Annotated in this window: 31 protein-coding genes; 20 read left to right on the top strand and 11 right to left on the bottom strand. The window is 76.5% G+C overall.

Translation table 11 applies throughout. The features are described 5' to 3' along the window. Positions 1–126 precede the first annotated feature (126 nt). Positions 127–591, top strand: a complete 465-nt coding sequence (locus ACWCOM_RS16625) for a hypothetical protein (RefSeq protein ID WP_454549853.1) — start codon at positions 127–129, stop codon at positions 589–591. 308 nt (positions 592–899) lie between these two features. On the opposite strand, the gene ACWCOM_RS16630 is transcribed toward ACWCOM_RS16625, so the two are convergent. Then, positions 900–1,355 (bottom strand): universal stress protein, encoded by a 456-nt coding sequence (locus tag ACWCOM_RS16630; RefSeq protein WP_454549854.1) that lies wholly within the window; start codon positions 1,353–1,355, stop codon positions 900–902. Between the two features lie 146 nt (positions 1,356–1,501). Beyond that, the gene (locus ACWCOM_RS16635) at positions 1,502–1,930 is read right to left on the bottom strand and encodes an Hsp20/alpha crystallin family protein (RefSeq protein ID WP_454549855.1); all 429 of its coding nucleotides are present in this window, start codon (positions 1,928–1,930) and stop codon (positions 1,502–1,504) included. A 231-nt stretch (positions 1,931–2,161) separates the two neighbouring features. On the opposite strand from ACWCOM_RS16635, the gene ACWCOM_RS16640 reads away from it, so the two are divergent. After that, positions 2,162–2,875, top strand: a complete 714-nt coding sequence (locus ACWCOM_RS16640; RefSeq protein ID WP_454549856.1) for a hypothetical protein — start codon at positions 2,162–2,164, stop codon at positions 2,873–2,875. Positions 2,876–2,983: 108 nt separating this feature from the next. Here the strand turns inward: ACWCOM_RS16640 and ACWCOM_RS16645 are convergent, their stop codons facing one another. Next, entirely contained in the window at positions 2,984–3,556 is a 573-nt protein-coding gene (locus ACWCOM_RS16645; protein ID WP_454549857.1) for an MOSC domain-containing protein, read from the bottom strand. Between the two features lie 89 nt (positions 3,557–3,645). Next, on the bottom strand, positions 3,646–4,410 hold the full coding sequence (locus ACWCOM_RS16650; protein ID WP_454549858.1) for a hypothetical protein: 765 nt from the start codon (positions 4,408–4,410) through the stop codon (positions 3,646–3,648). A 226-nt stretch (positions 4,411–4,636) separates the two neighbouring features. Between ACWCOM_RS16650 and ACWCOM_RS16655 the strand changes: the two genes are divergently transcribed. The 4 genes from ACWCOM_RS16655 (at position 4,637) to ACWCOM_RS16670 (ending at position 7,946) form a co-directional block, all read left to right on the top strand. Further along, a complete protein-coding gene (locus tag ACWCOM_RS16655) occupies positions 4,637–5,242 on the top strand; it encodes a helix-turn-helix domain-containing protein (RefSeq protein WP_454549859.1) in 606 nt (201 codons plus the stop codon). Further along, positions 5,235–5,975: a B3/B4 domain-containing protein gene (locus tag ACWCOM_RS16660; protein WP_454549860.1), complete on the top strand. Its 741-nt coding sequence runs from the start codon at positions 5,235–5,237 to the stop codon at positions 5,973–5,975. Before ACWCOM_RS16655 ends, ACWCOM_RS16660 begins: the two co-directional genes overlap by 8 nt. Positions 5,976–6,035: 60 nt before the next feature. Beyond that, positions 6,036–6,938 carry an EamA family transporter gene (locus ACWCOM_RS16665; RefSeq protein ID WP_454549861.1) on the top strand — a complete coding sequence of 301 codons (903 nt, stop codon included), beginning with the start codon at positions 6,036–6,038 and terminating at the stop codon, positions 6,936–6,938. A 108-nt stretch (positions 6,939–7,046) separates the two neighbouring features. Then, positions 7,047–7,946, top strand: a complete 900-nt coding sequence (locus tag ACWCOM_RS16670; protein ID WP_454549862.1) for a dihydrodipicolinate synthase family protein — start codon at positions 7,047–7,049, stop codon at positions 7,944–7,946. A gap of 334 nt (positions 7,947–8,280) precedes the next feature. On the opposite strand, the gene ACWCOM_RS16675 is transcribed toward ACWCOM_RS16670, so the two are convergent. Continuing rightward, on the bottom strand, positions 8,281–8,628 hold the full coding sequence (locus ACWCOM_RS16675; RefSeq protein WP_454549863.1) for a hypothetical protein: 348 nt from the start codon (positions 8,626–8,628) through the stop codon (positions 8,281–8,283). 126 nt (positions 8,629–8,754) lie between these two features. Between ACWCOM_RS16675 and ACWCOM_RS16680 the strand changes: the two genes are divergently transcribed. After that, positions 8,755–9,483: a hypothetical protein gene (locus ACWCOM_RS16680; RefSeq protein ID WP_454549864.1), complete on the top strand. Its 729-nt coding sequence runs from the start codon at positions 8,755–8,757 to the stop codon at positions 9,481–9,483. Positions 9,484–9,495: 12 nt separating this feature from the next. On the opposite strand, the gene ACWCOM_RS16685 is transcribed toward ACWCOM_RS16680, so the two are convergent. From ACWCOM_RS16685 to ACWCOM_RS16695, 3 genes are read right to left on the bottom strand one after another with little or no spacing between them, the layout of a single operon-like run. Then, positions 9,496–9,804: a hypothetical protein gene (locus ACWCOM_RS16685; RefSeq protein ID WP_454549865.1), complete on the bottom strand. Its 309-nt coding sequence runs from the start codon at positions 9,802–9,804 to the stop codon at positions 9,496–9,498. Positions 9,805–9,814: 10 nt separating this feature from the next. Continuing rightward, positions 9,815–10,153 carry a sigma factor gene (locus tag ACWCOM_RS16690; protein ID WP_454549866.1) on the bottom strand — a complete coding sequence of 113 codons (339 nt, stop codon included), beginning with the start codon at positions 10,151–10,153 and terminating at the stop codon, positions 9,815–9,817. A gap of 6 nt (positions 10,154–10,159) precedes the next feature. Next, a complete protein-coding gene (locus ACWCOM_RS16695; protein WP_454549867.1) occupies positions 10,160–10,567 on the bottom strand; it encodes a YciI family protein in 408 nt (135 codons plus the stop codon). Positions 10,568–10,737: 170 nt separating this feature from the next. Between ACWCOM_RS16695 and ACWCOM_RS16700 the strand changes: the two genes are divergently transcribed. Both ACWCOM_RS16700 and ACWCOM_RS16705 read left to right on the top strand, forming a co-directional pair. Continuing rightward, positions 10,738–11,490, top strand: coding sequence for an SDR family oxidoreductase (locus ACWCOM_RS16700; RefSeq protein ID WP_454549868.1), 753 nt, complete (start codon positions 10,738–10,740; stop codon positions 11,488–11,490). Positions 11,491–11,768: 278 nt separating this feature from the next. Next, positions 11,769–13,274 (top strand): FAD-dependent monooxygenase, encoded by a 1,506-nt coding sequence (locus ACWCOM_RS16705; protein WP_454549870.1) that lies wholly within the window; start codon positions 11,769–11,771, stop codon positions 13,272–13,274. A gap of 140 nt (positions 13,275–13,414) precedes the next feature. On the opposite strand, the gene ACWCOM_RS16710 is transcribed toward ACWCOM_RS16705, so the two are convergent. Next, the gene (locus ACWCOM_RS16710; RefSeq protein WP_454549871.1) at positions 13,415–14,467 is read right to left on the bottom strand and encodes a Gfo/Idh/MocA family protein; all 1,053 of its coding nucleotides are present in this window, start codon (positions 14,465–14,467) and stop codon (positions 13,415–13,417) included. Positions 14,468–14,510: 43 nt separating this feature from the next. Continuing rightward, on the bottom strand, positions 14,511–14,783 hold the full coding sequence (locus ACWCOM_RS16715; protein WP_454549872.1) for a hypothetical protein: 273 nt from the start codon (positions 14,781–14,783) through the stop codon (positions 14,511–14,513). 263 nt (positions 14,784–15,046) lie between these two features. Between ACWCOM_RS16715 and ACWCOM_RS16720 the strand changes: the two genes are divergently transcribed. The 8 genes from ACWCOM_RS16720 to ACWCOM_RS16755 all read left to right on the top strand — a co-directional run bounded on the left by ACWCOM_RS16720 (position 15,047) and on the right by ACWCOM_RS16755 (position 20,816). Further along, positions 15,047–15,283 (top strand): hypothetical protein, encoded by a 237-nt coding sequence (locus tag ACWCOM_RS16720; protein WP_454549873.1) that lies wholly within the window; start codon positions 15,047–15,049, stop codon positions 15,281–15,283. 30 nt (positions 15,284–15,313) lie between these two features. Further along, the gene (locus ACWCOM_RS16725) at positions 15,314–16,603 is read left to right on the top strand and encodes a SufS family cysteine desulfurase (RefSeq protein WP_454549874.1); all 1,290 of its coding nucleotides are present in this window, start codon (positions 15,314–15,316) and stop codon (positions 16,601–16,603) included. After that, positions 16,600–17,064 carry a Fe-S cluster assembly sulfur transfer protein SufU gene (gene sufU / locus ACWCOM_RS16730; protein ID WP_454549875.1) on the top strand — a complete coding sequence of 155 codons (465 nt, stop codon included), beginning with the start codon at positions 16,600–16,602 and terminating at the stop codon, positions 17,062–17,064. Before ACWCOM_RS16725 ends, sufU begins: the two co-directional genes overlap by 4 nt. A 49-nt stretch (positions 17,065–17,113) precedes the next feature. Next, positions 17,114–18,121 (top strand): MsnO8 family LLM class oxidoreductase, encoded by a 1,008-nt coding sequence (locus ACWCOM_RS16735; protein ID WP_454549876.1) that lies wholly within the window; start codon positions 17,114–17,116, stop codon positions 18,119–18,121. A 102-nt stretch (positions 18,122–18,223) separates the two neighbouring features. Beyond that, complete coding sequence (locus tag ACWCOM_RS16740; protein ID WP_454549877.1) at positions 18,224–18,793, top strand: nucleosidase; 570 nt, start codon at positions 18,224–18,226, stop codon at positions 18,791–18,793. Between the two features lie 24 nt (positions 18,794–18,817). After that, positions 18,818–19,534, top strand: coding sequence for a lipoate--protein ligase family protein (locus tag ACWCOM_RS16745; protein WP_454549878.1), 717 nt, complete (start codon positions 18,818–18,820; stop codon positions 19,532–19,534). Positions 19,535–19,572: 38 nt separating this feature from the next. After that, positions 19,573–20,400 (top strand): SOS response-associated peptidase, encoded by an 828-nt coding sequence (locus ACWCOM_RS16750; RefSeq protein ID WP_454549879.1) that lies wholly within the window; start codon positions 19,573–19,575, stop codon positions 20,398–20,400. 35 nt (positions 20,401–20,435) lie between these two features. After that, the gene (locus ACWCOM_RS16755; protein WP_454549880.1) at positions 20,436–20,816 is read left to right on the top strand and encodes a pyridoxamine 5'-phosphate oxidase family protein; all 381 of its coding nucleotides are present in this window, start codon (positions 20,436–20,438) and stop codon (positions 20,814–20,816) included. Between the two features lie 19 nt (positions 20,817–20,835). Here the strand turns inward: ACWCOM_RS16755 and ACWCOM_RS16760 are convergent, their stop codons facing one another. After that, a complete protein-coding gene (locus ACWCOM_RS16760) occupies positions 20,836–21,351 on the bottom strand; it encodes a GNAT family N-acetyltransferase (RefSeq protein WP_454549881.1) in 516 nt (171 codons plus the stop codon). Between the two features lie 318 nt (positions 21,352–21,669). On the opposite strand from ACWCOM_RS16760, the gene ACWCOM_RS16765 reads away from it, so the two are divergent. The 3 genes from ACWCOM_RS16765 (at position 21,670) to ACWCOM_RS16775 (ending at position 23,976) form a co-directional block, all read left to right on the top strand. Next, positions 21,670–21,993 (top strand): DUF6504 family protein, encoded by a 324-nt coding sequence (locus ACWCOM_RS16765; protein WP_454549882.1) that lies wholly within the window; start codon positions 21,670–21,672, stop codon positions 21,991–21,993. A gap of 109 nt (positions 21,994–22,102) precedes the next feature. Further along, the gene (locus tag ACWCOM_RS16770; RefSeq protein WP_454549883.1) at positions 22,103–22,942 is read left to right on the top strand and encodes a fumarylacetoacetate hydrolase family protein; all 840 of its coding nucleotides are present in this window, start codon (positions 22,103–22,105) and stop codon (positions 22,940–22,942) included. A gap of 65 nt (positions 22,943–23,007) precedes the next feature. Further along, on the top strand, positions 23,008–23,976 hold the full coding sequence (locus ACWCOM_RS16775) for a TIGR03885 family FMN-dependent LLM class oxidoreductase (RefSeq protein WP_454549884.1): 969 nt from the start codon (positions 23,008–23,010) through the stop codon (positions 23,974–23,976). Positions 23,977–24,015 lie beyond the last annotated feature (39 nt).

The following is a 24,015-nucleotide window of genomic DNA, read 5'->3' on the forward strand; positions in this document are numbered from 1 at the left end:
AGTCCGGGACGCCCGCCCCTGCTGCTGGCCCCTGCGGGTCCGCGCCCCCGGATGAGGGGTCAGACACGGCGGTGCCCGGGGTGCGAGGATGCGGTCCTCGGGCACGTCCGACCGGGGGAGGACCACGTGCTGACCGGCGTCGACAAGCTGCTCCTCGGGCTCTGGCTGCTGCCTCTGGGTCTCGGGCTCGTGGCTGGGCTGCGCGCGGGCGACGACGAGGGGCCGGTGCTGCTCTTCGTCTCGGGGATCGTGGCCGCGATGTACCTGGCGGTGCTGACCGGCATGCTCCACCACGCGCGGCGCCGCCGGCTCGGCCTCGTCGCCGCGGAGGGGTTCCCCGCCCGCGCCGGGCGGGCGTCCGCGGCCGTCGAGGACGTCCCCGAGATCCCGGGCGAGCGGGGACGGCTGCTGGTGCTCCGCGCCCTTCCACCGCTGCTGGTCGTTCCCGCGGCCGTCCACCTGGTCGTCGCCGAGGGCGGCTGGGCCTCAGCGGTCATCGCGCTCCAGCTCGTCACCGTGCTGACCATGGCCGCCCGCGTCCACCGGGGGAGCCCGGAGCACGGACCCGCCGCCCCGTGGCCGCCGGCCTGACCGCCCGCGGCGACGGGGAACGCCTCGGGCCAGCATCCAGCCGACGACCGCCAGGACGGGACAGGCCACGGGGACCAGGAGAGCGGGCAGCGCCGCGCTCCACCGGCGGCGGGTCCCCTCGCCGGCCGGTGTGCCCGCCTCCGGGAGCAGGGGCGCGGTGACGAGGTCGCCGCCGGGATCCCGCACCAGCTCGCGGAGCTCCCACCCGGCCAGGACCAGGTCCGCCACGAACAGGCCACCCCGGGGCCCGGGGGCCGAGCGCGACCGGGAGGCCCCACCGGCCCGACCGCCGGGTGCGGGCCCGTGGCCTACCGGCGTACGACCAGGACCGGGCAGTGCGCGTGGGAGACCAGTGCGGAGCTGACCGAGCCGAGGATCATGCCGAGGACCCCGCCGACGCCGCGGGGCCCGACCACCAGCATCCGGGCGGTCCTGCTCTCCTCGACGAGCAGCTCGGCCGCTCGCCCGCGCAGCAGCCGGGTGCTCAGCCGGGCGGGGCGGGTCTCCCCGAACACCTCCCGGAGCGTCTCCTGAAGCATGTGCCGGGCGTCGGCCTGGAACGTCTCGGGATCGAGCTCGGGGACGTATCCGTAGGACGTGGCGTACATGGCCGGGTCTTGCCAGCACGCGATCACCTCCACGGGGGCGTCGAGGGCCTGCGCCAGCCGGGCGGCCTCCCGCAGCGCCTCCTTGGAGTGGTCGGAACCGTCGACGCCCACGATGATGCGCTCGCCGGTGGGGGTCTCGATCGGGGTGTCGCTCATGACGCTCCTTCGGTGCGGGTCCGGCGGTGCCGGGGTCGTGCCGGTGGATCATCCCGACCCCGGCGTGCCGGGCCCGGGGCGGTGCGGCGGATCGTGGTCGGGCGGCGGACCGCACCCCGGCGGATCCGCCGCCGCGTGCGGTGGCCCTAGACGGATCCGGACTCCCGGCGGGTCACCGGGATCTTCCTGCTGGTCTGCTCCCCGGGCTCGCGCATCGGGGCCCGGACCTCGAGCACCCCGTCGGTGTAGGCGGCGGTGATGTCCTCCTCGCGGCAGCCCTTGGGCAGGGGCAGGGCGCGGGAGAAGGAGCCGTAGTGGAACTCGGAGCGGTAGCTGCCCTTGTCCTTGTGCTCGGTCCTCTCCTGCCGGGTGGCCCGCAGGTGCAGGGTGTCGTTGACGACCGTGAGCTCGACGTCCTTGTCCGGGTCGATCCCGGGCAGCTCGGCCCGGATCACCATGGTGCTGCCGTCCTGGAACTCCTCCACGCGCGGCCACGTGCTCTCCAGGTCGCCCTCCATCAGACGACGGAGGGGCTCGAGCACGTCGAAGGCCTCCCTGCGCATCAATCCAGCCATGACCAGACTCCTCATCGTGAACCGACCGGCACCGGCCCCCTGGTCGGTGCTCCGGCGCCCCGGGTGCCGGCGCCCGGATCCCCGGGGCCGTGCGCTGCACGTGGGCATTTCCACCGTAGGCACCCGGCGCCGGTGCGGTAAGAGCCGGGGCGGACATGTCCGGATCGTGACGCCACCGGCGGGGCGGGCCCCCGTGCCGGCGGCCTACCCTGGGTCCCGGGGGTGGTGGCCGTGCCACGGAGGACCGCGACGATCGTGCTGGGGACCCTGCTGCTCGCCGCAGGAGTGCTGCTGCTCCTGGAGGTGACCGGACTCATGGGGGCCGTGGGGGTGCTGTGGGGGCTGCTGTTCCTCGTGGCCGGCATCGCGTTCGGCGTCCTGGACGCCACGGACCGGGCGATGTGGTGGGCGGCGATCCCCGCAGGCACGCTCCTCGGCCTCGGCGTGCTCGTGCTGTTCGACGCGGCCGGCGTGCCCGGCAGCCAGCAGTGGGGTGGAGTCCTGTTCCTCGGCGGCGGCGGCGCCGGGTTCATCGCGGTCTACCTGCGCCACCACGACCGGTGGTGGGCCGTCGTCCCGGCCGGTGTGCTGATCACCCTGGCGCTGCAGGCCCTGCTCACCGCCGCCGCCCGGCAGGAGCAGGCCGGCGGGGTGCTGTTCCTGGTGGGGCTGGCCGCGACGTTCGCGCTCGTGGCCGTGCTGCCCACGGGCGCGGCCCGCACCCGGTGGGCGTGGCTCCCCGCCGCGGCCCTGGCCGTCCTCGCGGCGCTGATCGCGCTGGAGGCCACCGCGCTGCTGTCCGTGGTGTCCTCCCTGTGGCCGCTGGCGCTCATCGCGGCCGGCGGCTACCTCGTCGTGCAGGGACTCCCGCGCCGGCGCGGCGCGCCCGGACGCGATCCGGCGCCGGGCGCCGGCAGCACCTCGCCCGCGCTCCGCGACCGGTGAGCCGGCCGGGCCCCCGCCCCGCGAGGGGCCGGGAACGAGCGCTCGCGGCCGGCGCCGCGGCGGGAGCGCGCCGCGTCCCGCACGACCGGGGCCTCGAGGGGGCCGCGGTCAGGGCAGCCGGGACGGGCGCAGCCGGACCGCGGCCCCGGCCCGCTCCGGGGCCAGGGGCACGGGACTGTGCAGCACGGCCGCCCCCCGGTGCAGGACCCCGTCCGTGAGCGGCCGGCAGCGCAGGCCTCCCCGCCCGCGCATCGCGGCGTGCGCCCCGGGGGCGAGCATCCGGTCCATCCACGCGCAGGGGTGAGCGGGCCGCCCGGCCCGCAGCCGCACGAGCTCGCCGTGCGACTCCAGGGCGAACTCCCGGCCCAGCAGCGGGGCCAGCTCGGCGCCGCGCAGGACCACGTTGCGCCGCGCGAGCAGGGGGTCGAAGGGCTCGACGCCGAGGTCGGCGGCGATGGCCTCGAGGGCCTCGACGGCGAGCAGGGTGACGGCCGCGTCCATGTGCGCGGCCTTGCCGAAGAACCGGTCGCCGACGATGCCCTTGCCGGCCACCAGCTCGGCGCGGTCCGCGTCCGTCGTCGGCACGTCCGCGGCGCCGTCCCGGGCCCGGCCGAAGTAGGCGTGGCCGGGGGAGACGAGCAGGTGCAGGATCTCCACGTCGTAGCGGTGGGTCGTCGTCATGCGCTCCAGCCTCTCACCGGCGGCCCCGACCTGCACGCCCGGCCGCGGCCCACGACGCCCCGGGGCCGGCCGTCCGCGGCGGAGGATCCTCAGCCGGCGCCGCCGCGCAGCACGTCCACGTGCACGTGGTCGAGGTGGCGCAGGATCTCGTCGGCGGGCTCGGGTGCGTCGTAGTCCTGCCACCGCCCGCGGCCGCTGTGGGCGCTCCAGAACCGGTCGTCGAAGATGACGTACTGCACGTCCAGGTCCTCGGCGTGGGCGACCAGCCAGTGGGCCAGCACCCACCCCTGCCGCCGGTTCTGCTCGGTCACGGGGCGGAAGAACACGTCGACGGCGCGGCCGTCGTAGTGCGTCGACTCCTCGCCGTGCCCCTGGCCGACGCCGCCCGGGGCGAACCCGCCCAGGCTCTGCTCACCGAACACCTCCGTCATCGCCGCGCGCATCCGCTCGGCGCGCGGGGTCAGCCCGGTCCCGGTCAGCTGCTGCTCCGGCAGGTCACCGGCGGCCGACCCCCGGCAGGCCAGGCTCGCCCCGGCGTCCCCGGGCGGCCCCTCGGAGAGCCGCTGCAGCACCGCCCGGTCGAGCCCGGCGGTGTCCGCCGCCTGTCCGCGGGCGGCGAGCGCCACCGCCGTGGTGGCCCGCTGGGCCTCCTCGCGGGTGAGCTCCACCGGCCCGTCGGCGGTCTCGACCGTGCACTCGGGGCCCCAGCGCGGCCAGCCCTCGCCTACGCGCGGACCGCCGAGCAGGCTCGGCCCGAGGAGCACCAGGGCGCCCCCGAGGGAACCCAGCAGCAGCAGGCTCAGCGCGACCCGGAGGGGGCGGCGCCGGTCCCCGTGGGTGTCCGGCGGACTCATCGCGGGCGCGGGTGGGCCGCCGGGACGGGCGTCGCCCGCGGGTCCGGGCTGACGCCGCCGGCCGGGGGGATGGTGACGGTGATGACGCACCTGCCTCTGCTCGTCCTGGAGCCCGGGCCGCATCTCGCCCCGGGGTTCCAGCTATAGCAGAGCGGACGGGCCGGGACAGTGCCCGATCGGCGACGCCGGTTTATAGAATGCACTGTCAGTGCACTATGATGCACTCATGGATGACAGCACGACAAGCTTGGCGACGGCCATTGGCACCCGCGTGAGACAGGAGCGGCAGCACCGGCACTGGACCCTGGACCAGCTGGCCGAGGCCGCCGGGGTCAGCCGCCGGATGGTGGTCAACGTGGAGCAGGGCGCGGCCAACCCCAGCGTGGGCACCCTGCTGCGGATCAGCGACGCCCTGGGCATCGGGCTGCCGGCGCTGGTCGAGCCGCCGCAGCCCAGGCCCGTCAAGGTCACCCGGCACGGGGACGGCGCGGTCCTGTGGACCGGGGACTCCGGCGGGCGGGGGGTCCTGGTGGCCGGCACCGCGCCCCCGGACGTGGTGGAGCTGTGGGACTGGACCCTGGGTCCCGGCGACCGGCACGCCAGCGAGGCCCACGCCCCGGGCACCAGGGAGCTCCTGCAGGTCCAGCAGGGCACGCTCACCGTCGAGGTCGCCGACCGGTGCGAAACCCTCGACGCCGGTGACGCGCTCGCCTTTCCCGGCGACGTGGCCCACGCCTACGCCAATTCCGGCGCCGAGCCGGCGCACTTCTCCCTGACCGTCTTCGAACCGGGCGTGGGCTCGGCACACCACCAGGAGGGTTCCCATGACTGACCTGAGCACGCTGGACCGGCTGCTCGACGAGGCCCGGGTCGAGGACGAGGTGTTCGCGCTGCGACTGGACTACCGCGCCGCGCTGCTGGCCGTCGACGGGCTCGTGCCGGGTCCGAGCGACGAGGCCGGTGAGACGCTGCTGCAGGAGGCCGAGGCCGCCGCCCGCCGGGCGCTGGGCGACCGGCCGGTGGAGCAGCTGCCGCACGTGGCCGCGTGGCGGGAGGCCTACCGGGCGTTCGGGGCGAAGCCGCAGCGCACCCGCAACAGCCTGGAGGCCCTGCTGCGCCGGGCCTCGGCCGGACTGCCGCGGGTCAACCGGCTCACGGACCTCTACAACGCGGTCTCGGTGCTGCACCAGATCCCGCTCGGCGGGGAGGACCTGTCGCGCTACCGCGGCGCCCCGCGCCTGGCCCGCGCCACCGGTGCCGAAGCCTTCGACACGACCGCCGCCGGGGAGCCGGTGACCGAGCACCCCGAGCCCGGCGAGGTGGTGTGGTGCGACGACGCCGGGGTGACCTGCCGGCGCTGGAACTGGCGCCAGGGACGCCGCACCGGCCTGACCGAGGACACCACCACCGCCCTGTTCGTCCTCGACGCGCTCGCGCCCCTGACCGACGAGGCCCTGCACGCCGCGCTCGAGGACCTGGCCACCCGCCTGGCCCGGCTCGGCCCCGAGGTGCGCATCACCCACCGCCTGCTCACCGCCGGCCCGACGTCCGGGCAAGGAGACTGACATGCCCCACCACTGCTGGGAATCCACCACCGGTGACCGGGGATCGTGGAGGGAGCGGCCATGACCCTGCGCGTCCCCTCCACCACCGTGCCCCCGTGGGGGCTGGCCGTGACCGCGATGCTCTCGATCCAGCTGGGCTCGGCCCTGTCCGTGGACCTGATCGGCACGGTCGGCCCGGCCGGGACCGCCTGGCTGCGGCTCAGCGCGGGAGCGCTGATCTTCCTGATCCTGGCCCGTCCGCCGCTGCGGTCCGTGCGCCGGCACGACGTGCCGGCGCTGCTGGGCCTGGGCATCACCACCGGGGTGATGACCACCGGCTTCCTCGCCGCGATCGAGCGCATCCCGCTGGGCACCGCCGTGGCGATCGAGTTCCTCGGCCCGCTGACCGTGGCCGCCGTGCGCTCCCACAGCCTCCGGGCGCTCACCTGGCCCGCCCTGGCGCTGGCCGGGGTGGTGCTGCTGACCGAGCCCTGGCACGGCCGGATCGACCTCGCCGGCATCGGGTTCGCCGGGCTGGCCGCCGTCGGGTGGGGATGCTACATCCTGCTCACCCAGCGGATCGGTGACCGCTTCGACGGCATCGACGCACTGTCGATGACCGTGCCCGTCGCCGCGGTGACGGCAGCGGTCATCGGTGTCCCGCAGGCCGCCGGGCACATCACCCCCGGTGTGCTCGCCGCCGCGGCCGGGCTCGCCCTGCTGCTCCCCGTCCTGCCGTTCGCCCTGGAGATGCTCGCGCTGCGCCGGATGACGCCCACCGCCTTCGGCACCCTGATGGCCGTGGAGCCGGCCTTCGGGGTGCTCCTGGGGCTGCTCGTGCTCCACCAGCAGCCCTCCGGCGTCCAGACCGCCGGCATCCTGCTCGTCGTCCTCGCCGGCGCGGCCGCCCAGCGCGGTGGCCGGCGCCGCCCGCGGCTCGCCGAGCCCACCGCCGACCGGCCCGCCCTCGACCCCATCGGCTAGGGCGCACCCACCCCCTCGCCGGTGCCGCGCCCGCACGGTTCCCGCGCACCGGCCGGCACGGGACCCACCGCGACACCCAGCACACCGACCAGCACAGGAGCGTGCACGATGTTCACCGGATTGAGCGCCTTCCCCCTCACCCCCCTGGCGGACGACACCGTGGACGAGACCGCCTTCACCGGCCTGGTGCAGCAGCTGGCGGCGGCGCAGGTCGACTCCATCACCGCCCTGGGCTCCACCGGCTCCTACGCCTACCTGAGCGCCGAGGAGCGGCGCCGGGTCGCCCGGCTGGCGGTCGAGCACGCCGGGGACATCCCGGTGTTCGTCGGCATCGGGGCGCTGCGCACCTCGCAGGTCCTCACCCACCTCGAGCACGCCCAGCAGGCCGGGGCCTCCGCGGTGCTGCTGGCGCCGATGAGCTACCAGCCCCTGACCGACGACGACGTGGTCGAGCTCTTCGACACCGTCACCGCCCACTCCTCGGTCCCGGTGATCGTCTACGACAACCCGGGCACCACCCGGGTCACGTTCAGCACCGAGCTCTACGGGCGCATCGCGGAGCTGCCCCGGATCGCCTCGGTCAAGATCCCCGGGGTGCCCGCCGACCCGCAGGCCGCCCGGGCACGGGTGGCCGCGATCCGGGCGGTGCTCCCGGAGCATGTGCGCATCGGGGTCTCCGGGGACGCCACCGCGGCCACCGGCCTGGTCGCCGGCTGCGACGCCTGGTACTCGGTCCTCGCCGGCACGCTGCCCGCCCCGGCGCTGAGGATCACCCGGGCCGTCCGGGAGGGGCGGGGCGCCGAGGCCGCGGCCGAGTCCGCGCGGCTGGCACCGCTGTGGCGGCTGGTCGCCGAGCACGGGAGCCTGCGGGTCGTGGCCGCGATCGCCGAGCAGGAGGGACTGGCGCCCGGGGCGTGCCTGCCGCTGCCCCTGCGAGGACTCGACGACGACCAGCGGGCCCGCCTCGCACGCGTCCTCGACGACCTCGGCCTCGCCCGGCAGCGCTGACGCCGGCGCTGCGCGCGGGGCGGCGGACCGCGGGCCGGGGGACGGCGCGCGGGGAGCCCGCCCACGCCGCCCGCAGGGCGGCCCCGGCCGGGACGAGGGCCGGCGGCGTCACCTGCGCGGAGACGCTGTCGCCCCGGGCGCGGGGTTCCTAGAGTCGTTGCATGGGGGCACGGGGGGAGCACGTCACCGGCGCCCGGGGCGGCGCGGTCCGGGTGTGGTGGGACGCGCGCCGGACCCACCGGAAGGGCCCGGAGGCGATCCGGAGGCGGCAGCAGGAGCGGCTGGTGGAGCTGGTGGCCTTCGCGCGGACGAACTCCCCGTACTACCGGCGGCTCTACCACGGGCTGCCCGAGCGGATCGAGGACGTCACCGTGCTGCCGGTGACGGACAAGAAGGCGCTGATGGCCTCCTTCGACGAGGTGGTCACGGACCCGGTGGTCACGCGCGCGGCGGTCGAGGAGTTCGTGGCGGATCCGGCCCGGATCGGGGCGCGGTTCGTCGGGAGGTACCTGGTGGCCACCACCGCCGGCACCACCGGCACCCGGGGCGTCTTCGTGCTCGACGACCGGTGCCGGGCGGTGACCTCGGGGTTGACGACCCGGCTGAGCGCGGGCTGGCTGCCGCTGCGCGAGGTGGTGCGGCTGGTGGCCCGCGGGGGCCGGTTCGCGGGCGTCGTGGCCACGGGCGGGCACTTCCTGTCCGTGGCCGCCGGCACCCGCGAGCAGCGGGAGAGGCCCCGGCGCCGCCGCCCGAGCTGGTCGCCGAGCTCGACGCCCTCGACCCGCCGCTGCTCGGGGCCTACGCCGGCGTGCTGCGCCTGCTGGCCTCCGAGCAGCAGGCCGGACGGCTGCACCTGCGCCCGGTGCTCGTGCTCAGCACCGCCGAGGGCCTGCCCGCGGGGGAGCGCATCCGGGCCGAGCAGGCCTTCGCCGCGCCCGTGCGGGAGGTCTACGGCTGCACCGAGTGCGGATACGCCGCCGCCGGCTGCGCGGAGGGCTGGCTGCACCTGATCGAGGACTGGCTGATCCTCGAGCCGGTGGACGCCGAGCACCGCCCCGTCCCGCCGGGGACGGTCTCGCACACGGTGCTCATGACGAACCTGGCCAACCGGGTCCAGCCGGTCATCCGCTACGACGTGGGCGACCGCGTGCTGGTCCGGCCGGGCCCGTGCGCCTGCGGCCACCCGGCCCCGGCCCTGCGCGTGCAGGGCAGGACCGCGGACGTGCTCGACCTTCCCACCGCCGACGGCCGGGGCCGGACGGGAGTTCCTGCAGCGGCGCTGGGCACCGTCGTCGGCCGCGTCCCCGGGGTGGAGCTGTTCCAGGTCGTCCAGACCGGCCCCACCGGTCTGCGGGTGCGGCTGCGCCCCGCCCCGGAGGCGGAGCCGGAGCGGGTGTGGACGGCCGTGCTGAGCGGGATCGCCGGCCTGCTCGGCGATCTGGGCCTGGCCCACGTCACCGTGGAGCGCGCGGCGGAGGCCCCGCAGCAGGGCCCCGGCGGCAAGTACCGCACCGTGGTCCCGCTGCCCGCGCCCTGACGGGCACGCCGGTCAGCGGTGCGGGGCGTGCCGCCGCCGGCCCGCGAGCCAGCCGGCGCAGAAGGCCAGGACGGCGAGGCCGGCGGCGACACCGGTCCACCCGGCCGCCGCCTCCGGGCTCACCCAGGACCCGGCGGGAAACGTCTCGTCGGTGAGTGGGGTGTACGCGAACCAGCCGAACGAGGCCTCCGGGGGATGCAGCAGCACCAGCAGCGCTCCGCCCAGGCCCATGAGCACGCCCAGGCCCGCCAGGAGCACCAGCCCTCGCGGCAGCCGGGACGGCGGAGGAGGTGCGGGAGCGGGGGATCCGGCGGTGTCCATGTCCCGAAGCCTAGGAGCCCGGTCCCGCGGTCCGGCGCATCCGCGTCCGTCCGGGCGGTCGCCTCGGCGCCGCCGGCGGTGGGCGCTGCGGTCCTGACGGGGCGGACCGGTTGCAGGTGCTGGGGGCTCCTCCCGCCCCGGTGCCGGCGCGGGCGGCGTCGAGGAACCTGCGCCACGCCACGGTGGCCAGCCAGCCCGGCGGGTCCCGCGGCGGATCGTGCGGCCACGTGCGCACCGCGTCGACCAGGGCGTCCTGCACGGCGTCCTCGGCCGCCGCGAAGTCGGCCTCGCGGCGGGCGAGGACGCCCGTCACGGTGGGGGTGAGGGCCCGCAGCAGGTCCTCGTCCACCGTGCGTCACTCCGTGACGGTCGGGGGTGCGGCCAGGAACGGGCGCACCTCGAGCCACTCGTGGATCGGCTGCCCGCCCGCCCCCGGGGCCGCGGACAGCTCACCGGCCAGCTCCACCGCCCGTTCCCAGCTCTCGACGTCGATCACCATCCACCCGGCGATCAGGTCCTTGGTCTCCGCGAACGGCCCGTCGGTGACCGGCGGCCGCCCCTCGCCGGCGGAGCGGACGAACGTGCCCTCGGGGGACAGCGCCTGCGCGTCCACGAACTCACCGGTGCGCTCCAGCCGTGCGGCGAAGTCGTGCATGTACTGCACGTGCGCCGAGATCTCCTCCGGCGTCCACCGGTCCATCGGCACGTCGTTGACCGGCGCCGGGGCGCCCCGGTAGTGCTTGAGCAGCAGGTACTTGGCCATCGTGATCTCCTCGGTGCAGTACGGCCCATTGTGGCCGTGCTCACCCCCGGGACGGAGCCGCGCGCCGGATCTCGACATCCCGGCGCGACATGTTCCGTCGCATGCCGCGGGCACCACGGGCTCGGACAAGGATGTCGACGAGGACGAGGACGAGGACGAGGAGCAGCGTCATGAGGATCGCCGTCGCCGGGGGCACCGGGGTCGTGGGCCGTCACGTGGTGGAGACCGCCCGCGGGCGCGGGCACGAGGTCGTGGTGCTGGCCAGGTCGCAGGGGGTGGACCTGACCACCGGGGCGGGCCTGGACCTGACCGGGGTGCAGGCCGTCGTCGACGTCACCTCGATCGCCACCACCAGCGGGCGCCGCTCGACCCGGTTCTTCACCGCGGTGACCCGGCACCTCCTCGCGGCCGAACGGGCGGCCGGCGTGGGCCACCACCTGGTCCTGTCGATCGTGGGCCTCGACGACGCCCCGTACGGCTACTACGCGGGCAAGGCGGCGCAGGAGCGCCTGGTGCAGGCCGCCGAGGTGCCCTGGACCCTGCTGCGGGCCACCCAGTTCCACGAGTTCGCCGGGCAGGTCCACGGACGGATGCGGCTGGGCCCGGTCGCGCTCGTGCCGGCCATGCGGTCGCAGCCGGTCGCCGCCCGGGAGGTCGCCGCCCGGCTGGTGGCGCTCGCCGAGGCCGGTCCGTCCGGCCGGGTGCCGGACCTCGCCGGTCCGCGCAAGGAGCGGATGGCCGAGCTGAGCCGGCGGTGGGCCGCCGCCCACGGCCTCCGCGGCCGGGTCCTCGAGCTGCCGGTCCCCGGCGGGTTCGGCCGCGCGCTGCGCGACGGCACCCTGCTGCCCCGCCCCGGGGCCCAGCACGGCGAGCAGACCTTCGAGCAGTGGCTCTCCGCCGGAGGGGCGCTCCGGAGCCCGTGACCGGCGCCGGGCAGGCCCGCGAGGCCGTGCGCCCGGACTGGTTCGCCCGCAGGACCCGGCGACGGGAACAGCCGCGGCCGCGACACGGGCGGCGGCACGTGCCGGGACAGGTGCCGGGGGCGCGCTGGGCGGGGCGGGGTCACGGCCCGGAGTCGCAGGGCCTCCCTCCCCTCCACGGTACGCCGCGCCGGGGGGCTTGCCGCAAGCCCCCCGGAGCGGCGCAGAATCACGGACCGGGGCCGGGCAGGACCCGGCACCGGCGGACCGAGGGGGAGCGGATGAACGAGCACGCGGTGGTGATCGTCGGCGCCGGGCCGACGGGCCTGATGCTGGCGGGGGAGCTGGCGCTGGCGGAGGTCGACGTCGTCGTCCTGGAGCGGCGGCCCGGCCAGGAGCTCGCCGGCGCGCGGGCCGGCGGGCTGCACACGCGCACCATCGAGGTGCTCGACCAGCGGGGGCTCGCCGACCGGTTCCTCTCCCGGGGGACGACCGCCCAGGTCGCGGGGTACGCCGGGGTCCCCCTGGACGTCGGCGACCTCCCCACCCGCCACCCCTACGGACTCGCCCTGTGGCAGCACCACGTCGAGCGGATCCTCGCCGAGCGGGCCGGCGAGCTGGGGGTGCCGGTCCACTACGGCCACGACGTGACGGGCGTCGCCCAGGACGGCGCCGGGGTCGACGTCGACCTGTCCCACGGCCGGCGGTGGCGCGCGCAGTACGTCGTGGGGTGCGACGGCGGGCGCAGCCGGGTCCGCCGGGCCGCCGGCATCGCCTTCCCGGGCTGGGACGCCACGACCAGCAGCCTGCTCGCCGAGGCCGAGACGGACGAGGAGCCGGAGTGGGGCATCCACCAGGACGCCCTCGGCAAGCACGCGTTCCGCCGGACACAGACGGGGCAGGTGGGGATCATGGTGACCGAGCGTCACGTCGGGTCCGGCCGCGAGCCCACCCTGCGCGAGCTGCGCGAGGCGCTCGTGGCGGTGTACGGCACCGACTACGGGGTCCACCGTCCCACCTGGCTGACCAGATTCACCGACACGACCCGGCAGGCGGCGTCCTACCGGCAGGGGCGGGTCCTGCTGGCCGGCGACGCCGCCCACGTGCACGCCCCGGACGGCGGCCAGGGCCTCAACACCGGTGTGCAGGACGCGGTGAACCTGGGCTGGAAGCTGGCCCAGGTCCTCCGGCGGACGTCGCCGGAGGACCTCCTGGACACCTACCACGCCGAGCGGCACCCGGTCGCCGCCCGCGTGCTGCGCCACACGATGGCCCAGGTCGCGCTCCGGCGGCCCGACGAGCGCATCCGGGCCGTGGGCGAGACCGTCGCCGAGCTGCTGGGCATGGAGGAACCGCGCCGCCGGTTCGCCGCGACGATGTCCGGACTGGACGTCCACTACGATCTGGGGCCGGGACACCCGCTGCTGGGACGGCGCATGCCGGACCTCGACCTCCGCGCGGCGGACGGCACCCCGCGGGTGTACGCCCTGCTGCACGAGGCCCGGCCCGTGCTGCTCGAGCTCGCCGAGCACGAGCCGGACGGCGTCGACCTCCGCCCCTGGGCGGACCGCGTCCGACGGGTGCGCGCCGAGTGCGCCGGCCCCTGGGAACTCCCGGCGCTCGGCGCCGTCCCGGCGCCCACGGCCGTGCTGATCCGGCCGGACGGCCATGTGGCCTGGGTGGGGGAGGGGACCCGGTCCGGGCTCGAGGAGGCGCTCACCACCTGGTGCGGAGCGCCTGCCCGGGCGCGCGGCGAGGAGGCCGGGACCGCCGCGCCGCAGCCCTGAGCGCCCTGCCGCCGGGCGGCGCCGGAGGACCGGCAGCGGCGCACGCACCGGTGGGCGCGGGCCGCCGGACCCGGCCGCTCCGGAGGCGGCCGGCGGGGCGGTCCTCACCGCGTTCCCCGGCCGTCCCGTCCCGGCGGTGCCTACGGGCCGTCCACCGGGGCGGGGGCCGCCGGGGTCTCCCGGGCGCCCGTGGCGGCGCTGCGGCGGGCGGCGTCGAGCACCGCGGCCGTGGCGACGGCGTCCGCGGGGTCCACCGGGGCGGGCGCCCCGTCGAGGATCCACCGGGCCACGCCCCGGTAGAAGTCGGCGGGCCCGCCCGCGGCGGTGGGCACGGGGGTGCTCTCGGCGCCGCGGACCAGCCAGCCGGTCATCCCGTCCCCGGGGGCCAGGACGTCGAAGGGGCCGGGGCTGTCCTCGTGGCCGGGCATCAGGAAGGCGCCCGCCGAGCCGAGCACCCGGGTCCGCGGCCCGGGGGCGCCCGCCAGGCTCGCGGCCCACAGGTGGCTGACCGTGCCGGAGGCGTGGTCCAGGGCCAGGAAGACGTCGTCCTCCGTGGGCGTGGTCAGGGCGCGCAGCTCGGCCCGGACCCCGGTCACGGGGCCGAAGAGCTGCATCGCGGCGTCCACGAGGTGCGGGCCGAGGTCGAGCAGCAGCCCGCCGCCCGCACCGACCGCGTTCTCCCGCCACCGGTTCCGGGGCACCGGGCGCCAGCGCTCCCACCGGCGCTCGAACCGGTGCACGTCCCCGAGCCGGCCCTCGGCCAGCACCTGGGCGAGGGTCAGCTGCTCGGCGTCCCAGCGGCGGTTCTGGAAGACGGTCAGGGGCGTCCCGGTGGCCTCGGCCCGCCCGGCGACGGCGGCGGCGCCGGCGAGGTCGAGGGCCAGCGGCTTGTCGACGACCACGGGGATCCCGGCGTCCAGACCGGCCAGCGCGTGCTCGACGTGCCGGCCCGTCGGCGAGGCGACGACCAGCACGTCCGGGCGGGAGGCCTCCAGCAGCGCGGTGAGGTCGGGGTGCGCCGACACCCCCGGCCAGTCGGCGCCGGCCTCGGCGCGACGAGCGGGATCGGTCGTGACGACGTCGGTGACCCGGCAGCCGGCCTCCCGCAGCAGCGGCGTGTGGAACTGCCGCCCGGCCATGCCGTATCCGACCAGTCCGGCGGTGAGCGTCCGTCCTGCGTGGTGTGGGGTCATGGCCGTGACGATATCGGACCGGAGGCGCCCCGCCGCGGCCGGGTCACGTCTCGGACATGCCGTCGATGGGGCGCAGGTCCCGGGAGCAGGGCACCCGGGCGCCGGGCACCATGCGGTTGGTGACGCGCGCGAGGCTGTCCCGGTGCCGGGGCACCAGGTGCAGGGCGTGGTGGAGGTAGGCGTCGACCTCCAGCTCGTCGACCTCGCCGCCGCTGCGGCGGTACTCCCCCCACAGCTCGCCCACGCCCAGCCCGGCGTCGCTGATCGCGGCGCGGATCATCCGGGCCTGGGTCCTGGCGATCGTCCGGTCGTCCATCCTGCACCTCTCGACCAGTTCCGCCCAGCGTAGTCCGCCCCGGCGGCGCGCGGGAGGGGGCAGGCGCCGGACCGCTCGCACGGGCACCGCCTTTGCCCCGCGGTGGCCGGGAGGGCGATCATGGTCCTGTGCCCCGCGCGCCCCGGCGCCCGTGCCGGTGCGCACCCGCCCTCCTCGCCGGCGGGGCCGTGCGACGGCGAGCGGACCTGCCGACCCCGCCGGTGACCTGCCGGCGCCGCGGACCGATCCCCGGGAAGGACACCATGACCGACCACCAGGCCCCCGACGCCGAGCCGGACCGGCCCCGGCGCAGCCTCTTCCGCCGCTTCGACGACTTCACCATGCGCTTCTACGGCCCCGCCGCGCGCAGCCGCCGCGACCTGCGGGGCCAGGACCGGCCCAGCGAGCAGACCAGGCAGTGGTACGAGAACCTGCAGCAGGAGTACGTGGTGGAGAAGGACGCCAGCGGCCGCACCTATCTCCGGCCCCGCCGACCCTAGCGACCCGCCCGGGCCGTAGAGTGTCGGACCATGGACGGAAACGACGTGCAGCCGCTGACCGACGCCGAGGTGCGGGCGATCCGGGAGGACTTCCCGCTGCTGGCGGGTGCCCCGGGGGTGTACCTGGACTCCGGGGCGACCTCGCAGAAGCCGCTGGCGGTGCTGGACGCCGAGCGGGAGTTCTACCTGCACCGCAACGCCGCGGTGCACCGCGGCGCCCACGCCCTGGCGGTGGAGGCCACCGACGCCTACGAGGAGGCCCGCCGGGTCGTGGCCGGGTTCGTCGGGGCCGCCGAGGCGGAGCTGGTGTGGACCTCCAACGCCACCGAGGCGATCAACCTGATCACCTACTCCTTCTCCAACGCCGCGGCCGGGCGCGGGGGAGCGGCCGCCGAGCGGTTCCGGCTCGGGCCGGGCGACGAGATCGTGACCACCGAGGCCGAGCACCACGCCAACCTCATCCCGTGGCAGGAGCTGGCCGCCCGCACCGGGGCCGCCCTGCGCTGGATCCCCGTGGACGGGACCGGGCTGCTCGACCACGCGGCCGCCCGTGAGGTGATCGGGGAGCGCACCCGGGTGGTGGCCTTCAGCCACGTCTCCAACGTCACCGGGGCGGTCACCGACGTCGCGGACCTCGTAGGCCTGGCCCGGGCGGTGGGGGCGGTCACCGTGCTGGACGCCTGCCAGTCGGTGCCGCACCTGCCGGTGGACCTGCCCGCCCTCGGGGTGGACTTCGCGGTGTTCTCCGGGCACAAGATGCTCGGGCCCACCGGCATCGGGGCGCTGTGGGGGCGGGGGGAGCTGCTGGACGCGATGCCCCCGTTCCTCACCGGCGGGTCGATGATCACCCGGGTCACCATGGAGTCCGCGTCCTACCTGCCGGCGCCGATCCGCTTCGAGGCCGGCACGCAGCGGATCGCCCAGGCCGTGGCCCTGGCCGCGGCGGTGCGCTACCTGCAGGGGATCGGGATGGAGCGGGTCGCGGCCCACGAGCGGGAGCTGGGGCAGCGGCTGGCCGCCGGGCTGGCGCAGCTGGAGGGGGTCCGGCTGATCGGCCCGCCCCCGGGGGCCGAGCGGGTGGGGCTGGCCGCGGTGGACGTGGCCGGGGTGCACGCCCACGACGTCGGGCAGGTCCTCGACGTCGCGGGGGTGGCGGTGCGGGTGGGCCACCACTGCGCCCAGCCGCTGCACCGGGCGCTGGGGCTGACCGCGACCACCCGGGCCAGCGGGTACCTCTACACCACCACCGAGGACGTGGACCGGTTCCTGGCCGAGCTGGCCGGGGTCCGCGCCTACTTCGGCGCCGGGAGCCCCCGGTGAGTGCGCTGGACGGGCTGTACCAGGAGGTGATCCTCGACCACGCCAGACGGCGCTCCGGGGAGGGCCTGGCGGAGCCGGCCCCCGGTCACGCCGTGGGCGAGTCGCACCAGTACAACCCCACGTGCGGCGACGAGATCACCGTGCGCGCCGAGCTGGTCCCGGGCGCGGAGGGCGCGGAGCCGGTGGTGCAGCGGATCAGCTGGGAGGGGGCGGGCTGCTCGATCTCCATGGCCGCGGCCTCCGTGCTGGCCGAGACCGCCCCCGGGATGACCCGCGCCGAGCTCGTGGAGCTGATCGGGACGTTCCGGGAGCTGCTGCGGTCCCGCGGCACCGTGGTCCCGGACGAGGAGGTCCTCGGCGACGCCGCCGCCTTCGCCGGGGTGTCCCGGTTCGTGGCCCGGGTCAAGTGCGCGATGCTCGGCTGGGTCGCCGCCGAGGAGGCCGTGGGCCGGTCCGGCTGAGCCGGACCGGCCCCGGAATTCCTCTCCCGCCGCGGGGGTTGAGCCGGACATGCCCCTCTCCGACACCACCCTGTCCCTGCTCGACCGCGCCGCCACCCGGCGCGGGTCCACGGAGGCCGAGGCGCTGGCCCACGTGCTGGAGCGGGCGCAGCGGGCGGAGGAGCTGGGCTACCACCGGTTCTGGGTGGCCGAGCACCACGGGGTGCCCGGCATCGCGGGCTCCGCGCCGGCGGTGCTGATGGCCGCGGCCGCGGCCCGCACCCGCCGCATCCGGATCGGCTCGGGCGGGATGATGTTGCCCAACCACCAGCCGCTCGTGGTCGCCGAGCAGGCCGCCACCCTCCAGGCCCTGCACCCCGGCCGGATCGACCTCGGGGTGGGCCGCTCGCTCGGGTTCACCGGCGCGGTCCGGGACGCCCTGCGCACGGGCCCGGAGGCCGCGGACCGCTTCGGGGCCGACCTCGCCGAGCTGCTCGCCCACCTCTCCGGCACCGCCCCCGTGACCGCCCGCCCGCGCGACCACGCCGCGACCCCGGTCTTCGTGCTGGCCACCGGCGCCGGGGTGGACGTCGCGGCGCGGGCCGGACTCGCCGTGGTGCTGGGCGGGCCCGCCCTGCACCGTCCGGGCCCCGCGGGCGCCGCCGCGGTGCTGGAGCGCTACCGGGAGCGGTTCCGCCCGTCGCCGTGGTGGCCGGAGCCGCACGTGGTGGTCTCGGCGAACGTCGCCGTGGCGCGGACCCGGGAGGCCGCCCGGCGGCTGCTCCTGCCCGAGGCCCGTGCCCTGGCCGTCTCCCGCACGCGCGGCGAGTTCCCGCCCCTGGAGCCGGCGGGGGCGGCGGACCCCGGGGCGCTCCCGGAGCGGGCGCGGCGCCTGGTGGAGGAGTCCCTGGCGGCCTCGGTGCACGGCACGGCCCCCGAGGTCCGGGCGGGCCTGGAGCAGCTGCTCGCCCGGACCGGGGCGGACGAGCTCCTCGTGACCGGCGGCGCCTACGACCTCCGGGCCCAGGCGGACTCCGACCGCCGGCTCGCCGCGCTGTTCGCCCCCCGCCCGCGCTGAGACGCCGCACCGCGTCCCCGCGCCCGCCCGGCCACGACGCCCCCGCCGGGTGCGGGGCGCCCGGGGCGGGTGCGGGCAGGCGGGGGCCGGTAGAGTGGGCGGGTGCAGAAACTGCTCGTGCTCGCCGCCCACCCGCTGGAGACCAAGTACTTCCCGGACGACGTCGACCTCGTCCTGACCGGCGTCGGGATGTCGGCGGCGGCGGTGCGCACCACCGAGGCGGTGCTCACCCGCTGCCCGGACCCCGCGCGGCGGGCGGAGCTGACGGTGCTCAACATCGGCAGCGCCGGGGCGCTGCGGGACGGGCTGCACGGGGTGCACGAGCCCTCCCGGATCATCAACCGGGACGTGGACGAGCAGCTACTGCGCGCGGCCGGGATCCCCGTGGACAACGTCATCGAGCTCGGCGGCACCGGACCGGTCCTCGCCACCGGGGACTCGTTCGTGGCCGGCGGGCCCGCCCGGGAGGCCCTGGCCGCCCGGGCCGACCTCGTGGACATGGAGGGCTGGGCGATCGCGGTGGCCTGCCGGCACCTGGGCGTGCCGCTGCGGATGGTCAAGCACGTCTCCGACGCCGCCGACGAGGCCGCGCTCGCGTGGGCCGAGAAGGTCGAGGTCAGTGCGGTGGCCCTGGGGCAGTGGTTCCGCGCCAGCGGCATCGCCGCGCGCTGACCCGCGGCTAGAGTGGGACCCAGCATGAAACTACTCCGCCAGCGCGAGTCCCTGGGCGCCCAGCAGGACTACGAGAGCGCCATGACCCTCCTCGCCGACGTCCGCCGCAGCGGCCCCGTGCTGCGCCTGTACGAACCGGCGCCCACGGTCGCCTTCGGGCGCCGGGACGAGCTGCGCCCGGGCTTCGCCGACGCCGCCCGGGCCGCGCGCGAGAGCGGCTTCGAGCCCCTGGTCCGGCGGGTGGGCGGGCGCGCGGCGGCCTACCACGGCGGGTGCCTGATCGTGGACCACCTGGAGGCGGCCGAGGACCCCACCACGGGCATCCAGGACCGCTATCGCCTGTTCGGGGACATGCTGGTGGCGGCCCTGGAGGAGCTCGAGGTCGAGGCCGACGTCGGGGAGGTCCCCGGCGAGTACTGCGCCGGGGAGTACAGCGTGCACGGGACGCACCCGGCGTCGTCGTCGACCCCGGGCCGGAAGGTGAAGCTGGCCGGCACCGCCCAGCGGGTGGTCGCGGGCGCCTGGTACTTCAGCACCGTGCTGGTGGTCGAGCAGTCCGAGCCCATCCGCTCGGTGCTCACCGACGTCTACGCCGCCCTGGACCTGGAGTGGGACCCCGCGACCGCGGGGGCCGTGGACGACCTGCGCCCGGGCACCACCGTGGCCGACGTCGAGCGCGGGATCCGCAAGGTGTACGGCATGTACTCCCAGTACCTGGGGTACGGGCCGCTCACCGACTGAGTCCCGGCCGCGGGCCGGGCACACCGAGGAGGCAGCAGATGTGCGGACGCTACGTCATCGCCCGGGCCGTGGGCGACCTCGTGGCCGAGACCGGGGCCGTCCCGGACGAGAGCCTCGGCGAGGCCGACTCCGAGCGGCTGCGGGCCAACTGGAACACCGCGCCCACCACCGACGTGCCGGTCGTCCTGGAGCGCCTGGCGGGCGGGGACGGCGGCGGGGAGCTGGTCCGCGAGCTGCACGTGGCCCGCTGGGGACTGGTCCCCGGCTGGGCCAAGGACCCTTCGGTCGGGTCGAAGATGTTCAACGCGCGCTCCGAGACCGTGCTGGAGAAGCCCTCCTTCCGCAAGGCGGTCCGCGCCCGCCGGTGCGCGGTCCCCGCCAACGGCTACTACGAGTGGAAGCGCGAGCCGGGCCCCGGCCGGGGCGGGCGCAAGCAGCCCTACTACGTCCACCCGGCCGACCCGGAGGAGACCATCTGGTTCGCCGGGATCTACGAGTGGTGGCGGGTGCCCGAGGGCACGGAGCTGCACTCGGCGGCCCTGCAGCCCGGCCGGGACGGCGGGGAGAGCGCGTGGCTGCTGTCCTGCTCGATCCTCACCACCGACTCCCCGGAGCCCTCCGACGAGCACCCCGTGCTCACGCAGCTGCACGAGCTGCACGACCGGATGCCGATCCCGCTGGCTCCCGAGCACGTCGGCGACTGGCTGCGCCCGGGGGAGGACGACGCCCCGCAGCTGGTGGACCTGGTCCGGGCCGAGGCGCACCGGACGGCCGCCCGGTGGGTGCTGGACCCGGTGGACCCGGCTGTCGGCAACGTGCGCAACAACTCCCCGGAGCTCGTCCTCCCGCAGCGGAGCCTGTTCTGAGCGCCGGGCAGACCCTCGGCCGGGTCCGCGACTTCGTGCGGACCCACGGCGGCGGGGTCGTGGCGACCAACAGCGGCACCGGCTGCCCCGAGTCCGCGTGGATCAACCTCGCGGCCCACGAGGACGGGCGGCTGGTCTTCGGCACGAACGAGCGCAGCCGCAAGTACGCGAACCTGCGGGCCGACCCTCGGGTCTCCCTGGTGGTGGTCTCCGGGGACGGCCAGGAGTTCCAGCTCGAAGGGCACGCCGCGGTGCTCGAGGGCCCCGCGGCGCAGGACGCCGGTGAGCTGCTGGAGTCCCGTCACCCGGGCGCCACGGGCAAGGACAGCACCCGGCTCGTGGCCGTGCGGCTGCACTGGGCCCGGTTCGTGGACGTCGCGGCCGAGCCCCCGGTCCGGGAGGACCTTCCGCTGTGAAGCCCGGCCCCGCCGGGGCTCAGACGTAGTCCGTCTCGTAGTCCGTCTCGGGGACCCAGCGGTTGAAGTCGAGCGTCAGGTACAGCGCGAGCGCCGCCGCGTTGTCCTCCGCGATGCGCAGGCTCACCTGGTCGTAGCCCTTGTCGTAGAGGGTGCCCATGGCACAGCGCACCAGCTGCTCGGCCAGGCCCTGCCGGCGGCGGGAGGCCGCGGTGAACAGCTCGAAGATGTACGGGGCGTCGGGCAGGTCGTCGCCGACGCGCCGGGCCAGGACCAGGGCCGCGGCCACGAGGGTCCCGCCCTCGTCCACCACCACCGGGGAGGCCTCGGCCAGGAAGGGCCCGTACTCGCCGTCGAAGACGCCCCGGATCACCGTGCGCGCCTCCTCGAGGCTGGAGACCCCGCCCTGCTCGTAGGAGGAGTAGTAGAGCTGGGCGAGACTCTCGGTGTCCTCCGGGGTGGCCGGACGCAGGGACACGGCCGGAGTCCTGGTGTTCTCCGCCGTGTGGGCGATCAGCGTGATGGTTCCGGTCATGGAGGCCTCCGTGGTGTCGGCGCCGGGTGCTCCGGCGCGGGTCGGACGAGGGGACAGGGGACGACCAGGGGGGTCTCGCGGGGCAAGACCTCCGTGCGTTCAGCGTATCCATTTCACCGGCCTTGTCCATGCTCCGCCGCCCCGTCCCGGGCGTGGCGCGGGGCGGGGGCCGGCCCGCGCGGGAACGCCCGCGCGGGGGGAACACGTGTTCCGTCGGAACGGGGTACAGGGTTAGCCTGTCGCACAGGTGTTCTAGCTTCCAGAGGGACGGTGCGCGCCGCACGGCGGGCGCCGGGACCGAGGAAGGGAGGGGCCGTCGTGGGCTTTCTGACGGAGGGCGTCGAGGTGGACTGCGACGCCGACGGCGTGCCGGTGACCGTGCGCTGGCGCGGGAGGGGCTACCGGGTGGCGCAGGACCCCGTGCGCTGGTACGAGCGCCGGGCGTGGTGGGCCGAGGACGCCCGGCTGCCCCGGGACCGCGGGGCCGGGGCGGTGGACCAGCAGATGTGGCGGGTCCAGGTCCAGCTCACGGTCCGCTCGGAGCTGCTGACCCTCGAGCTCGTCCACACCCTCGACACCGGTCGCTGGCGGCTGCTGGCGGCCACCAGCGCCTCGGGGGCCCAGGTGGTGCGCTGCGCCTAGGGGCGCGCGTCCGCCCCGCCCCGGGCGCATAGGATCGGGAGGCAGGGCCGGCCCGCCGCGCGCGGGGAGCCCGGAGGCGCAGTACCCGCGGCACAGAAAGGCGGCACCCGTGAGACTCGGCACCGTGCGACGCAACGGCACCACCCAGGCCTTCCGCCAGGAGGCGGGGGAGACGGTCTACCTGCCCGTCCCCGACGTCGGGGCCCTCCTCGCCGGGGGCGACCTGCGGGCGGCCGGGGAGCCGGGTCCCGCGCCCGCCCCGGAGGAGCTGGCCCCGCCCGTGCTGCGCCCCGGCAAGATCCTGTGCGCGGGGCTCAACTACTACGACCACGCGGAGGAGGTCGGCCAGGAGATCCCGGAGCACCCCACGATCTTCGCGAAGTACGCCACCGCGCTCATCGGCCCCACCGACCCCATCGCCATGCCGGAGGAGTCCGAGAAGATCGACTGGGAGGCCGAGCTGACCGCGGTGATCGGCGCCCCGCTGCGCCACGCCACGCCGGAGCAGGCCCGCGCCGCCATCGCCGGGTACACGATCATGAACGACATCTCGGTGCGGGACTGGCAGGGCCGGACCTCCGAGTGGTTCCAGGGCAAGAACTTCGACCGCACCACCCCGGTGGGGCCCGTGGTCGTGACCCCGGACGAGGTCGATCCCGAGGCGGGGCTGGCCATCCGCTGCAGCGTCGACGGCGTGCTCCACCAGGACTCCGGCACCGACCGGATGATCTTCTCCGCCGTGGCGCTGGTCGAGTACCTCAGCCGGTTCCTGACCCTCGAGCCCGGGGACCTCGTGGCCTGCGGCACCCCCGCCGGGGTGGGCCTGGCCCGGAAGCCCCGCCGGATCTGGCTGCGCGACGGCCAGGAGGTCGTCACCGAGATCGAGGGTATCGGGCAGCTGCGCAACGTCTGCACCCCCGCCGAGGAGCTCCTGCCCCGGACCCCCTGACCGGGGCCGGCCGACGGTACCCGTCCCGCACCCGACCCCGACCCCGACCCCGACCGGAGGGCCCCATGGCGACCATCGGCTTCCACGCCTCCCACGAGCAGATCCCGCCCGAGCAGCTGCTGCGCGACGTCCGGCACGCCGAGCAGGCCGGTTTCGGCGCCGCCATGTGCTCCGACCACCTGGAACCGTGGTCCCCGCGCCAGGGGCACTCCGGCTTCGCCCTGTCCTGGCTGGGCGCGGCGCTGGCCGGCACGGACCTGCCGTTCGGGTTCGTGCACGCCCCGGGCCGGCGCTACCACCCCGTGGTCACCGCCCAGGCCACGGCCACGCTCGCCCGCATGTTCCCCGGCCGGCTCTGGGCCGCCCTGGGCAGCGGGCAGCGGCTCAACGAGCGCCCGGTCAGCCCCGAGTGGCCGGACAAGGAGCAGCGCCAGCAGTTCCTCGAGGCGAGCTTCGACGTCGTCCGCCGCCTGCACGCGGGGGAGCAGGTCAGCCACCGCGCACCGCTGCACGCCGACCGCGCCCGCGTCTGGGACCCCCCGCAGGTCGCCCCGCCCCTGCTGGTGGCCGCCCTCACCCCGGCCACCGTCCGCCGCTTCGCCCCCGTGGCCGACGGGTTCATCACCGTCAACCAGCCCCTCGAGGACCTGCGCCGGATGCTCGGGACCTGGCGCGAGGCCGGCGGCACCGGGCGGTCCGCCCTGCAGGTGCACCTGAGCTGGGCGCCCTCCCCGGAGCAGGCCCGGGCGATCGCCTTCGACCAGTGGCGCACCAACGTCTTCGACCCCGTCACCATGGCCGAGCTCGCCTCCCCGCAGGACTACCAGCGCAAGGCGGTCCAGCAGGACGTCGGGGACGAGCAGATCGCCGGGGCGGTCAACGTCTCCGCCGACCTCGGCCGGCACGCGCAGTGGCTGCACGAGTACGCCGAGCTCGGCTTCGACGAGATTCACCTGCACCACGTGGGACAGGAGCAGGCGGCGTTCCTCGACGCCTTCGGGGACGCCGTGCTGCCCCAGCTCGCCGGGCAGTGATCCGCCCGCCCCGCCCCGGCGTTTGCAATTGACTTAAGT

It is taken from the genome of Kocuria sp. KH4 (assembly GCF_053711175.1).